The organism is Bradyrhizobium sp. LLZ17 (assembly GCF_041200145.1).
Taxonomy (GTDB): domain Bacteria; phylum Pseudomonadota; class Alphaproteobacteria; order Rhizobiales; family Xanthobacteraceae; genus Bradyrhizobium.
On the sequence record NZ_CP165734.1, the window covers coordinates 6,049,603 to 6,060,904 of the forward strand.

Annotated in this window: 12 protein-coding genes and 2 pseudogenes; 7 read left to right on the forward strand and 7 right to left on the reverse strand. The window is 63.1% G+C overall.

Annotated features, from left to right (window positions below):
- Positions 1 to 16 precede the first annotated feature (16 nt).
- The 3 genes from AB8Z38_RS29075 to AB8Z38_RS29085 are packed head-to-tail and all read right to left on the reverse strand — an operon-like array spanning position 17 to position 1,303.
- On the reverse strand, positions 17 to 529 hold the full coding sequence (locus tag AB8Z38_RS29075) for an SRPBCC family protein (RefSeq protein ID WP_369721101.1): 513 nt from the start codon (positions 527 to 529) through the stop codon (positions 17 to 19).
- Complete coding sequence (locus tag AB8Z38_RS29080; protein WP_369726634.1) at positions 526 to 963, reverse strand: SRPBCC family protein; 438 nt, start codon at positions 961 to 963, stop codon at positions 526 to 528. Before AB8Z38_RS29080 ends, AB8Z38_RS29075 begins: the two co-directional genes overlap by 4 nt.
- A 25-nt stretch (positions 964 to 988) precedes the next feature.
- Complete coding sequence (locus AB8Z38_RS29085; protein WP_369721102.1) at positions 989 to 1,303, reverse strand: ArsR/SmtB family transcription factor; 315 nt, start codon at positions 1,301 to 1,303, stop codon at positions 989 to 991.
- Positions 1,304 to 1,438: 135 nt separating this feature from the next.
- Here AB8Z38_RS29085 and AB8Z38_RS29090 point away from each other — a divergent pair, with 135 nt between their 5' ends.
- The 3 genes from AB8Z38_RS29090 to AB8Z38_RS29100 all read left to right on the forward strand — a co-directional run bounded on the left by AB8Z38_RS29090 (position 1,439) and on the right by AB8Z38_RS29100 (position 4,117).
- The gene (locus tag AB8Z38_RS29090; protein ID WP_369721103.1) at positions 1,439 to 2,884 is read left to right on the forward strand and encodes an LVIVD repeat-containing protein; all 1,446 of its coding nucleotides are present in this window, start codon (positions 1,439 to 1,441) and stop codon (positions 2,882 to 2,884) included.
- 265 nt (positions 2,885 to 3,149) lie between these two features.
- Positions 3,150 to 3,431, forward strand: a complete 282-nt coding sequence (locus AB8Z38_RS29095) for a hypothetical protein (RefSeq protein WP_369721104.1) — start codon at positions 3,150 to 3,152, stop codon at positions 3,429 to 3,431.
- A gap of 65 nt (positions 3,432 to 3,496) precedes the next feature.
- Positions 3,497 to 4,117 (forward strand): LysE family translocator, encoded by a 621-nt coding sequence (locus AB8Z38_RS29100; protein WP_369721105.1) that lies wholly within the window; start codon positions 3,497 to 3,499, stop codon positions 4,115 to 4,117.
- 38 nt (positions 4,118 to 4,155) lie between these two features.
- Here the strand turns inward: AB8Z38_RS29100 and AB8Z38_RS29105 are convergent.
- Positions 4,156 to 4,960 (reverse strand): annotated as a pseudogene (locus AB8Z38_RS29105) (N-formylglutamate amidohydrolase).
- A 90-nt stretch (positions 4,961 to 5,050) separates the two neighbouring features.
- Here AB8Z38_RS29105 and AB8Z38_RS29110 point away from each other — a divergent pair.
- The 3 genes from AB8Z38_RS29110 (at position 5,051) to AB8Z38_RS29120 (ending at position 7,297) form a co-directional block, all read left to right on the forward strand.
- The gene (locus AB8Z38_RS29110; RefSeq protein WP_369721106.1) at positions 5,051 to 5,962 is read left to right on the forward strand and encodes a transglutaminase N-terminal domain-containing protein; all 912 of its coding nucleotides are present in this window, start codon (positions 5,051 to 5,053) and stop codon (positions 5,960 to 5,962) included.
- Positions 5,963 to 6,778: a transglutaminase family protein gene (locus tag AB8Z38_RS29115; protein WP_369721107.1), complete on the forward strand. Its 816-nt coding sequence runs from the start codon at positions 5,963 to 5,965 to the stop codon at positions 6,776 to 6,778.
- A gap of 120 nt (positions 6,779 to 6,898) precedes the next feature.
- The gene (locus AB8Z38_RS29120) at positions 6,899 to 7,297 is read left to right on the forward strand and encodes a gamma-glutamylcyclotransferase (RefSeq protein WP_369721108.1); all 399 of its coding nucleotides are present in this window, start codon (positions 6,899 to 6,901) and stop codon (positions 7,295 to 7,297) included.
- Here AB8Z38_RS29120 and AB8Z38_RS29125 read toward each other — a convergent pair.
- The 3 genes from AB8Z38_RS29125 to AB8Z38_RS29135 all read right to left on the reverse strand — a co-directional run bounded on the left by AB8Z38_RS29125 (position 7,294) and on the right by AB8Z38_RS29135 (position 8,648).
- The gene (locus tag AB8Z38_RS29125; protein ID WP_369721109.1) at positions 7,294 to 7,857 is read right to left on the reverse strand and encodes a chlorite dismutase family protein; all 564 of its coding nucleotides are present in this window, start codon (positions 7,855 to 7,857) and stop codon (positions 7,294 to 7,296) included. The genes AB8Z38_RS29120 and AB8Z38_RS29125 overlap by 4 nt on opposite strands.
- A 208-nt stretch (positions 7,858 to 8,065) precedes the next feature.
- Positions 8,066 to 8,302 carry a BrnA antitoxin family protein gene (locus tag AB8Z38_RS29130; RefSeq protein WP_369721110.1) on the reverse strand — a complete coding sequence of 79 codons (237 nt, stop codon included), beginning with the start codon at positions 8,300 to 8,302 and terminating at the stop codon, positions 8,066 to 8,068.
- A 19-nt stretch (positions 8,303 to 8,321) separates the two neighbouring features.
- A complete protein-coding gene (locus tag AB8Z38_RS29135) occupies positions 8,322 to 8,648 on the reverse strand; it encodes a BrnT family toxin (protein ID WP_369721111.1) in 327 nt (108 codons plus the stop codon).
- A 332-nt stretch (positions 8,649 to 8,980) separates the two neighbouring features.
- Here AB8Z38_RS29135 and dnaG point away from each other — a divergent pair.
- Positions 8,981 to 10,980, forward strand: a pseudogene (gene dnaG, locus AB8Z38_RS29140) (DNA primase).
- The last annotated feature ends 322 nt before the right edge of the window (positions 10,981 to 11,302 follow it).

An 11,302-nucleotide genomic window follows, 5' to 3' on the forward strand; every position in this document is an offset into this window, starting at 1 on the left:
CCACCGCGGCCAAGAACTACGGCACCTTGACCCCCATCGCCTTCAACGCCGCGAGCATCTGCGCCGGCGGCGCCATCGTGATCTGCGGCGCCTTGCCGGTTTCCAGCAAACTCTTCAGCCCAGACAGGATCGCGGGCCAGCCGGTGCGGCCGCCGGAGAGGATGTCGTCGCTGAGCGGACGGTCGTGGCGTTCGCTCATGGTGAGGCGGACGGCCTCGCCCGCGGGGTCGATCTCATAGGTCACGAGCGTGGTCCCGAGCTTGGCGACGAGGTCGGGCCAGTCGACATTCCATGTCACGGTCAGTTTTTTCGGCGGGTCGTACTCCAACACTTCGCCGGAGATGTGCAACGCGCCGTCCGGCGCGCGCACGATGAACGTGCCGCCGAGCTTTGGCTGCATCTCCACCGCAAAGCCGGAAAAATATTTGCGGCTGAACTCGGCCGAGGTCAGCGCCTCCCACACCTTGTCCGGCGTGGAAGCGATGTAGATGGTGTAGACCGTCAGCGGCTTGAACTGATCGAGGTTCATCGCGCATCAAATCCCTTGTTGAGCGCTGCGCGCGGAATGGCGAGCGTTTGGCCTCTCTCCAGCAGGCTCTTCAATCCGGACAGGATCGCGGGCCAGCCATTGGAGACCGCACCGAGATATTTTCCGCCTTCGACGAAGCCGTCATGCAACACCGTCAGCCGCGTCAGCGAACCGAACGGTTCGAGCGTAAACACGACGCGCGAGATCGGCTCACTGCGAAGCTCTTCAAATTTCTGGTGCTTGAAGCTGTAGGACAGCCGCCGTGGCGGATCGGCCTCCAGGATCTCGCCCGAATCGGTGGTTTCGCCATCCATCAGCAGCGCGAAGGGCGAACCGACCTTCCAGTCCGACCTGACCTCTGCGCCGAACCAGTATTGCCTGGTGAATTCGCTCGACGTCAGCGCCTCCCACAGCTTCTCCGGCGTGGTCTCGATCTAGCTCACATAAACGAATTGCGGTTTACTCATCGCGCTTCTCCAACTGACGTTTCAATTCGCTGAGCGCGGCGAGCTTGCCGCGCTCGAATTTCCTGATCCAGCGTTCGCCGATCTGATGGATCGGCACCGGGTTGAGGTAATGCAGCTTCTCGCGGCCATGCCTGAGGGTCGTGACCAGATTGGCCTCTTCGAGAATGACAAGGTGTTTTGTGACCGCCTGTCGCGTCATCTCCAGGCCCTCGCAGAGTTCGTTGAGCGTCTGGCCGTTCCTGGCGTGAAGCCTGTCCAGCAGCGACCGTCGTGATGCATCCGCGAGCGCCTTGAAGACCTCATCCATGCGGGCCATCATAAGCAACCAAATGGTTGCATGTCAAGCGGTGTCATTCCCGGCAAGAGATCGTGTTTTTGGCGCACGCGAGCGGCTGTGCTAGCATCATGGTTCAGCCAACGCAGATTGGTTCCGGGAGGGTCGATGATCAGCCGTGTTCGACTTGCTGCTTGCCTTATCCTTTTCGCCAGCAGCGCCAACGTCCACGCCCAAAAGCAGATGGTCGGAGCGCCGCCTGAGGCTTCCAACATGAAGCTGGTCGGCACCAACGACCTCCAGGCGCGCAGCGCCTATCAGCCGACCATCCATCATCAGGGCGATCGCTGGATCGCCTATATCGGCCATCACGGTGGCACCGAGGACGTGCCCGCGCCGGTCAATCCGATGACGGGGCAGGCCGAGCCGAACGGAACCTCGATCCTCGATGTCACCGACCCCGCACATCCGAAATATCTGCGGCACCTTCCTGGGCAGGAAGGCAAGTATGAATCGGGTGGCGCGCAGATGGTGCGGGTGTGCGACGGCAAGTCGTTGCCGAAGGGCGATCCCAATGCCGTCTACATGCTGCGCACCTTCGGCAGCGAGGCGCATGAGATCTGGAACGTCGCCAATCCCGCCAGCCCCGTGCTCATCACCCGCATCGGCGGCTTGAAGGACACGCACAAGAGTTGGTGGGAGTGCGACACCGGCATCGCCTATCTCGTTTCGGGCGCGCCGGACTGGCGCACGCGGCGGATGACGCAGGTCTATGATCTCAGCGACCCCGCACATCCGCAGAAGATCAGGGATTTCGGCTTGCCCGGTCAGGAGCCCGGTTCGACCGGCCCGGTGCCGACCGAGCTGCACGGGCCGATCTCGACCGGTCCCACCGGCAACCGCGTCTACTTCGGCTACGGCACCAACAAAGGCGGCATCCTGCAGATCGTCGATCGCGAGAAGCTCTTGAGCGGCGGCAAGGAACCGACGCCGGATAATTTGCGCTATCCCGAGATCTCGCGGCTGCCGATGTCCGCGTTCAACGGCGCCCATACCACGTTCCCGATGCTCGACATGCCCATCGCGGAATTCGCCGAGGACAAGGATGGCAAGACCCGCGACATCGTCATGATCGTGGATGAGGCGATTTTGAACGAATGCGGCGAGGCGCGGCAGATGGTGTGGTTCGCCGACGTCACCACCGAGGCGCGGCCGATGATGATCTCGAGCTACACCGTGCCGGAGGCGAGCGGCCAGTTCTGCCAGCGCGGCGGCCGCTTCGGCTCGCATTCGTCGAACGAAAGCATGGCGCCGGTCTACTACAAGAAGATGGCCTTCATCGCCTTCTTCAATGCCGGCGTGCGCGCGCTCGACATCCGCGATCCCTATCACCCCAAGGAAGTCGGCTATTTCATTCCCGCGATCACGAGCGCGACCGACAAGCGCTGCATTCCGATCGAAGGCGGCGAGCGCTGCAAGGTTGCGATCCAGACCAACAATGTCGAGACCGATGATCGCGGCTACATCTACATCGTCGATCGCGCCAACACGGGGCTGCACATCCTCGAGCTCACCGGCGCGGCGCGGGCCGTTGCCGGCCTGCCGAGGAGCTGATCGTCATGCGGGGCGCGGCGGCAATAGCGGCAGGGCTCATCGCGCTCGGCGTGTCGGCCGTGTGGGCGTGTCAACTCGCGCCGTCACCGGCTGAAGAGCTGAGCATTGGCGCGAGATTGCCTGGGCCTTCCCGCGTGACGGCTGGCCCGCCGGCCGAGCGTTCCGCTGTGATGGCGCTTGCGAAGGTGCCGAACTCTACGTCCGCGCAAAGCTCGGGTTCTGCAATTGCGACCGCGGTGTCGCCGATGACGACGAGGTCGATCGCGTGACCGATCTCGATCTGATCAGCCGGCGTTTTGCCGCGATTGCGCCCGGCAAGGAAGTGGACATCGGAGATCTGCGCGGTCGTGCCAGGCGCTATGATCTCGACATGCCCGACGGCGCCCGCCACGCCGCAATCGGCATCGCCGTGTCCCGGCGATGCAATCTGCTGGTCGCGGTGACGCAAGGCAATGTGGAAGCAAACACCGTGCAGCGCGCGGCGCTCGTCTTTCTCGGAACCCAGGAGATGAAGACGTGGATCGGCGCTGCGCTCGACGGACGGTGATGGTGCTTCCGTTCCCGCCTGCGCCATGCATTAATGACCCGAACCGCCCCCAGCGAGTCTCCGCCATGATGTCCCTGCAAGCCTATCTCGCCTTTCTCGCCGCCTGCGTTGCACTTGCGCTGTTGCCCGGGCCGATCGTGACGCTCGTCATCGCCAATGGCCTGCGCCATGGCACGCGTGCCGCGCTGACCAACGTCGCCGGTGCGCAGGCGGGTCTCGCGATCGTGATCGGTGTCGTCGCGATCGGCCTGACATCGCTGATGGCGACCATGGGCTACTGGTTCGACTGGGTGCGGTTTGCCGGCGCAGCCTATTTGATCTGGCTCGGGATCAGGCTGATCTGGGCGCCGATCGAAGGCGTCAAGGTCGACGAGCCGCCGGTGCCGCCGCGCGGCGGCTTCTTCCTGCAAGGTTTTCTGGTGCTGCTGTCGAACCCGAAGGTGCTGGTGTTCTTCGGCGCCTTCATCCCGCAGTTCATGGACATGAACCGCGACCATTTCCCGCAGGTCGCACTGTTGGGCGCCACCTTCATGGTGACGGCCGCGATGACCGATGCGCTCTACGCCACCGCCGCCGGGCGCGCGCGAAAATTTTTCTCGGCTCGCCGTACACGGATGATGTCGCGCGTCTCTGGTGGCTTCATGATCGGCGGCGGCATCTGGCTGGCGCTGACCCGGGCGAAATAGAAACCCCGTCTGCAGGCTATGTCGGTGGGAGCGGCTCGCTACACGAACCGCTCTGCCCGCAGCTCGACCTCAATCTTCGCGAAAATCCGCGCCAGCCGCTCCGCCCATTGCTGCTCGCCGGATTGGTCGGCGATCAAGTCCTGGCGGATTTCGATGCCGGTGTTGACGAGGCCGCGGGCCTCGGCATGCACGGGAATGGTATAGTCGGTCAGATCGCTCGCGCTATAGGGCTCGTTGTCACCGACGACGAGATCGCCCTCGCTGCGCAAGTGCTTCAGCAGCATCTGCGGCAGCACCGTGTCGCGGTTGTAGAGCGCGCCGATGTGCCCAGGGCCGCGCAACGCCGGCATAGACCGGCGTAAAGCTGTGCAGCGACACCAGCACCGTCGGCCGCTCGTCGTGCACGCGGCCATCGATCACTGCGTTGATGCGGTGATGGTAGGGCTCGAAGATCTCCTGCCGCCGCGCCCTGCGCTCGTCCTCGGTGATTGCCTCATTGCCCGGGATTGCAGTTGCTTCGGACATCACGGGAATCGAGCTTGGCGCGCCGGGCGGCCGGTTGCAGTCGATCACGAGCCGCGAATAGCGCTGCGCGATCAGGTGCGCATCGAGCAATTTGGCGAGCCGCTCGGCAACACCGGCAATGCCGATATCCCAGGCGATGTGCCGTGTCAGCTCGCTCTCGGCAACGCCGAGATCGCCGAGCGCATGCGGCAGCACCCGTCCGTAGTGGTCCGCGGTGAGCAGGAAAGGCGATACTCCCCCTGCATTCACCTCATGCACTGGCGGAATGTCGCCCTTGCCAAGGAGTTGATCCATCGCGCCGGCTGTGTCTAAAGCCATCTTGATTGCCTATTGAAAAAGCAGTCGTCCCCCAAATTGGGCAGAATCGCTATAGATTGATCTGCCCAAAATCACCATGATTGACTGACGATGCCGCTACTGACGATTCATCACAAGACCGAATATCGCTACGACCGTCCCGTGGCGTTCGGCGAACACAGGATCATGCTCCGTCCGCGCGACGGGCACGATCTGCGCGTGCTCGACTCCCGGCTCGAGATCTCGCCGGTGCCGATGTCGCTGCACTGGATTCACGACGTGTTCGGTAACTCGGTCGCGATCGCCAATTTCGACGAACGCGCGGACACGTTGACATTCGATTGGCACGTCACCGTCGAGCACAATCCGGTCGAGGAGTTTGCGCTCACGCCGGATGATCCCGCCTATTTCTACCCGTTCGTCTACGACGACGAGGAATTTCCCGACCTTGTGCAATACACCACGCCGCAATATGCCGATGCCGAGGGCCATATCGGGGAATGGGCGCGCGGCTTTCTCGACGAGGACGCGCCGACACCAACATTCAAGATCCTGAGCGGCATGACGCATGGCATCCGCAAGCAGTTCAAATATCGCAAGCGTCATGAGCTCGGCACCCAGCACCCGCTCGACACATTGCAATCGGGCACGGGAACTTGTCGGGACTATGCGCTGTTTATGATCGAGGCGTTGCGCCAGCTCGGCATCGCCGCGCGATTTGTCTCCGGCTACATCTTCGTGCCCGAGGACGTCGAGGGACATCATGTCGGCGGCGGCTCGACCCATGCCTGGGTGCAGGTCTATTTGCCGAGCGCGGGCTGGATCGAGTTCGATCCGACCAACGGCATCGTCGGCACACGCGACCTCATCCGTGTCGCGGTGGCGCGCGATCCGCGGCAGGCGATCCCGCTGCACGGCGTCTATATCGGGCCTGCGGGTGCCTTCGACGGGATGGAAGTGACCATCAAGGTGGTGTCGGACGACCAGGACAACGATCGGGTGATGCAGGCAGAAGTTTTGTAGATGGAGATCAAGATCGGCTTCGACATCACCTACGCGGCGGCGCAGCCGACGCCGATGGTGATCATGCTCAACATCCACCCCTCGCGGCAGGCCGACATCATCGGCAAGGAGACGGTGGTCGCGGAGCCCGACGTTCCCATCCGCTTTTATCAGGACGCCTTCGGCAACATCTGCGGCCGCCTCGTCGCGCCGGCCGGCGGCGTGACGTTGAAGGGCCGCGCGCTGGTGCGCGACAGCGGCCTGCCCGACGAAGTGATGCCGGGCGCGCAGCAGATCCCGATCGAGCAACTGCCGAACGAGCTGATGCTCTATCTGATGCCGAGCCGCTATTGCGAGACCGACAAGCTCACCGACATCGCCTGGTCGCTGTTCGCCAGGACAGAACCCGGTTGGAAACGCGTCTGCGCGATCACCGAGTTCGTGCACAAGCACGTCACGTTCGGATACCAGCACGCCCATCATATGAAGTCGGCGCATGATGTCTACGAGCAGACGACCGGTGTCTGCCGCGACTTCGCGCATCTGGCCCTCACCTTCTGCCGCTGCATGGGCATCCCCGCGCGCTATTGTACCGGCTATATGGGCGACATCGGCATTCCGCCGGATCCGTCTCCGATGGATTTTTCCGGATGGTTTCAGGTCTGGCTCTCAGGCAAATGGTTCACCTTCGACGCCCGCCACAACATTCCCCGCAAGGGCCGCATCCTGATGGCCACCGGCCGCGACGCCGCCGATGTCGCGCTGTCGACGAGCTTTGGCCGGATGGAGTTGAAGAAGTTCGAGGTGGTGAGTGAGGAGGTGCTGACGGCGGGGTGAGTGGCGTTCGTCATTGCGAGCGTAGCGAAGCAATCCAGACTCCCTTCGCGGCGACAGTCTGGATTGCTTTCGTCGCAAGAGCTCCTCGCAATGACGGCGTCGAGAGTTTATAGAGCGCGCATGACCTCCGATCGTCTCTTCGTCTACGGCACCCTGATGCGCGGCTTCGACCATCCGATGGCGCGGCTGCTTGCGGGCCATGCGGACTTCCTCGGAGAGGCGACCTGCCGTGGCAGGCTGGTGCTCATCAAGCACTATCCGGGACTGCTGCTGTCGGACGCGCCCTCCGATCTCGTCCATGGCGAGCTGTTCCATCTGCGCGCGGGGGACGAACTGCTGCGCGAACTCGATATGTACGAGGCCTGCGGCGAAGGCTTTCCGGAGCCGACGGAATATCTGCGCAAGCTGGTCGACGTGACGCGCGCGGACGGCACGATCGAGAAGGCCTGGACCTATATCTACAACTGGCCGGTCACCGATCTGCCGCGCATCGCATCCGGCCGCTTTCTGCAGCACTAGGCGGACAGCACTTCCTTGACCACGCGCACATCGACCTCGCGCTCGACATAGGTCCACTCTTCGGTTTGCCGCAGCATCGCCACCAACTCCTCGAACAGCGAGCCATGCGCGGGCGCGAATTCGAACCAGGCGAGGAAATCGAAGGGCTCGCCGAGGTCGCGACAATGATAGAGCTGGCGCGCGATCGCGGGCAGGAACCGCAGGCTGCTGGCGATGTGGTGCGATCTGTCTTCAAAGATCTTGCGCCGCTCCTCCTGCGTCAGCTCCCACCACGCCTGCGATTTGCGGATCGGGATCAGCGCCGCGCAAGTGGCCTCGATCCGGCCGAGCCCGGCCTGCAACGCGGTGAGTTGCTGCTTCTCTGCGCGCTCGGTGTAACGCAACGTGCTCGGAGCCCCCACCAGCCGCCAAGCGTTGCGCGAGGGCACCAATGGTAATGAGACGGCATTTCCGTCGATCACCGACAGCGCCGGCATGAAGGGCAGGGGCTCGCCCGTCACCGGCGAAACCGAGGTCACGCGCCAGCCCCCGCTCTGGCCGCCTCGAAACGTCCTGAACATGGCCCATGGAAGCGTGGAACCGGGCGCGGTTCAAGCTTTTCCCGTCATTCCGCGGCGCGCCTGTTGGCGCGCGCCCGGAATCCATCGCGCCGCCGGGATGCTAGGAGAAATGGATTCCGGGCTCGATGCTGCGGGCCGCTCTTCGCGCGGCCTGTCGCATCGCCCCGGAATGACGGAAAGGGGCGAGATCAAACTAACGTCGAGCCGATCAAGCCCGCTTCTTCGGCTTCGACTTCTGCTGCATGTAGGAGCGCAGCACCGCATTCATGCGCCGCTGATATCCCTCGCCCTCACGCTTGAAGAAATCGAGCACATCCTCGTCGAGCCGGATGGAGATGGCCTTCTTCTTGGGTGGCATCACGAGCACAGCGTCCGACCAGTCGATGTCGATCGGCACCGCATCAGGATCGTTGGCGACAGCCTCGGCGATGTCTTCATCCGTCAACGCGTCGACGCGAGCCCAGTCAGTCTTCCCTTTCCTCGGGGAGTCCCTTGAAACGATTGTAGTATTTCTGCCGTTCGTCTTCTCGCGCACGCCGGACCGAGATGAGCCGGCAGACCGTCCCCCGGATCGCACAGGCGACCGCGACTTCCCGCCCGTCGATGTAACCGAAGATTTGGTACCTGACTTCGTCATTGCGATCCGATCGACGGATGAAGGTATAGCTTTCGAGAATTCCGCGCGCGTCCTCGAAGTCGATTCCGTGAGTTCGCAAGTTGGTCGCGCGCTTCTTCGGATCCCATCCGAAGTCGCGAACGCCCGCGAACAGCAACTGCAAATCTTCCGTCATGGCAAAGTATCCAAATGACACCGCATTTTGCCGCGCATGAGGTTTGCTATGACGTCTGAAGCCGTAGCCGCGACTTCATCGTATGCCTGTATATACAAACGTAATCGTTGTGTGTCAACGATTCCGGTCCCGGTGGGAAAGCTCGAAACTGATTGTTGCATGGGCGGGTAGTCTAGGAACTCCGGGTGGGGATTTCGTTTCGCGAGAAACTTTCCTCCCTGTGCATAGGTCGAATAACCCGCATAACCCAGACAAACCTAACTTTAGGGCCGGCCGCACCTATATCCCTGATCCTTCGCCCGACTCACTCCGGTTCGCGCTACACACAGCCCATGCGCTTTACGCCCCAATTCCTCGACGAGCTGCGTGCCCGGCTTTCGGTCTCCGAAGTCGTGGGCAAGCGCGTCAAGTTGAAGAAGGCTGGGCGCGAGTGGAAGGGACTGTCGCCGTTCCAGCAGGAGAAGACGCCCTCCTTCTACGTCAACGACCAGAAGGGTTTTTACCACGACTTCTCCTCGGGCAAGCACGGCGACATCATCAGCTTCGTGATGGAGACCGACGGCCTGCCGTTCGCCGAAGCCGTTGAGCGGCTCGCCAACATGGCGGGCCTGCCGCTGCCGGCGGTGGCGCCGGATGCGGCGCGGCACGAGCAACGGCGCAAGTCGCTGCATGACGTCATGGATCTCGCGGCCAAGTTTTTCGCGGAAACCCTGGCGTCGCGCGTGGGCGCGAAAGCGCGTGGCTATCTTGCCGACCGCGCGCTCTCGCCGGCAACGCAATTGCAGTTCCGTATCGGCTACGCGCCGCCCGATCGCTTTGCTCTGAAGGAGCATCTCGGCAAGCTCGGCGTCTCGGTCGATGACATGGTCGAGACCGGTCTGCTCGTTGCCGGCGACGGCATCCCCGTGCCCTATGACCGCTTCCGCGATCGCGTGATGTTTCCGATCACCGATTTGCGCGGCCGCGTCATCGCCTTCGGCGGGCGCGCGCTGGAAAAGGACGTTGCGGCAAAATACCTGAACTCGCCGGAGACGCCGCTCTTCCACAAGGGCGACAATCTCTACAACCACCAGACCGCGCGCAAAGCCACCCACGACGGCAGCGCGCTGATCGTGGTCGAAGGCTATGTCGATGTCATCGCCATGGTCACCGCGGGCTTTCCGGGCAGTGTCGCGCCGCTCGGGACTGCCCTGACCGAAAACCAGCTCGCGCTGCTCTGGAAGATGGCGGACGAGCCGATCCTCTGCTTCGACGGCGACAAGGCAGGTCAAAAAGCGGCTTATCGCGCCGCCGACCTGGCACTGCCGTTCCTCGCACCGGGAAAGAGCCTGCGCTTCGCATTGCTGCCGGAAGGGCAGGACCCCGACGATCTCGTGCGCTCGGGCGGTCGTGGTGCGATCGAGGAAGTTATTGCAGCCGCGCGACCGCTCGCCGACATGATCTGGTCGCGCGAGCTCGAAGGCGGCAATTTCGCTACACCCGAACGCCGCGCCGCGCTGGAGGCGCGGATCAAGGAGCTGTCGAACGGCATCCGCGACGAGGTGGTCCGGCGCTATTATCGCCAGGATCTCGCCGAGCGACTCCAGCGCACCTTTGCGCCGGACGGCGGACGCGGCGGCTTTGCCGGCCGGGGCAATTTCCGCTCCGGCCCCGCCGGCCGCCAATTCCAGCCTCGCGGCGCCGGGCAGGCGAATCGATTCGGCGGCCAGGGACGCCGCGGCGCACCGGGCCCCACGCCGCTCCCCTCCGGCCCCTATCAGGCGGCGAGCGCCCAACTGGCGGCGAGCCCGATCATGCGGGGGCAGCGCAGTGCCATCTCCCGCCGGGAAGCCCTGATCCTGCAAATCCTGATCAACCATCCCTGGCTGCTGCATGAGCACCTCGAGGAGGTGGCCGCCCTGGAGCTGGCCCATCCCGAGGCCCACAAGCTGCGGGCCGGCATCATCGCGGCTTTCGCCAATGACCATCACCACAGCCCGGATCCCGGCGAGCAGGCTGAAAAGATGCGAAGCGACATCGAGAAGAGTGGATTTTCTCAGCTTCTTCAAAGAGTTGAGAATGGAATCACGACCCAGGCGGTGTGGGGGGCCAGGAAGGCGCGGCCCGGGACGACGTTCTCTCCACTTGGCACCAGCTCGTCGCCTTGCATCGGCAGTGGCATTCACTACTTAGAGAGCTGAAAGACGCCGAGCTGGCCTTGGGGGAGGATTCCAGCGAGGCCAATTTGGCGTGGCTGCGTGATGTCAAGGCTCGGATAGGCGAAGTCGACGGCACCGAGGCCCTGATCGAGGGTTTTGGCGAGCTGTCGGGCCGGTTCCAGAAGAGCGTGTGATGAAAGAATCATGCGGACGGTTGGAGCCGGAACCGCTAAAAGACTCGCCAAATCCAAGGTTTGGCGGCAAAAACAGGGTTAATCGAGGCTTAACGCTCTTGTAGCACTTTGGCCCCCAGGCGGCCGCAGGCAGAACAGACGCGTCAGGAATGAATCCGCGCATAGCTGTTGGCACTTCACCTGCATCCGCTGCGACAAAGGTGCTCACGAAGCGTTAGGCAAATCCGGCGAGAGAAAGTTGGGGGTGGCGATCAGAGGTTCGCGCCGCCCTTTCCGTGTCGCGATCTGACGAAGCGAGAGCGTCGAGCAACAGGTTCAAGTG

Bases quoted from the DNA above. Each gene is read 5' to 3' on its own strand.
- AB8Z38_RS29090 (WP_369721103.1), top strand. From the start codon at position 1,439: ATGATCAGCCGTGTTCGACTTGCTGCTTGCCTTATCCTTTTCGCCAGC.
- AB8Z38_RS29075 (WP_369721101.1), bottom strand. From the start codon at position 529: ATGAACCTCGATCAGTTCAAGCCGCTGACGGTCTACACCATCTACATC.
- AB8Z38_RS29125 (WP_369721109.1), bottom strand. From the start codon at position 7,857: ATGTTCAGGACGTTTCGAGGCGGCCAGAGCGGGGGCTGGCGCGTGACC.
- AB8Z38_RS29085 (WP_369721102.1), bottom strand. From the start codon at position 1,303: ATGGATGAGGTCTTCAAGGCGCTCGCGGATGCATCACGACGGTCGCTG.
- AB8Z38_RS29110 (WP_369721106.1), top strand. From the start codon at position 5,051: ATGCCGCTACTGACGATTCATCACAAGACCGAATATCGCTACGACCGT.
- AB8Z38_RS29135 (WP_369721111.1), bottom strand. From the start codon at position 8,648: ATGACGGAAGATTTGCAGTTGCTGTTCGCGGGCGTTCGCGACTTCGGA.
- AB8Z38_RS29120 (WP_369721108.1), top strand. From the start codon at position 6,899: ATGACCTCCGATCGTCTCTTCGTCTACGGCACCCTGATGCGCGGCTTC.
- AB8Z38_RS29100 (WP_369721105.1), top strand. From the start codon at position 3,497: ATGATGTCCCTGCAAGCCTATCTCGCCTTTCTCGCCGCCTGCGTTGCA.
- AB8Z38_RS29115 (WP_369721107.1), top strand. From the start codon at position 5,963: ATGGAGATCAAGATCGGCTTCGACATCACCTACGCGGCGGCGCAGCCG.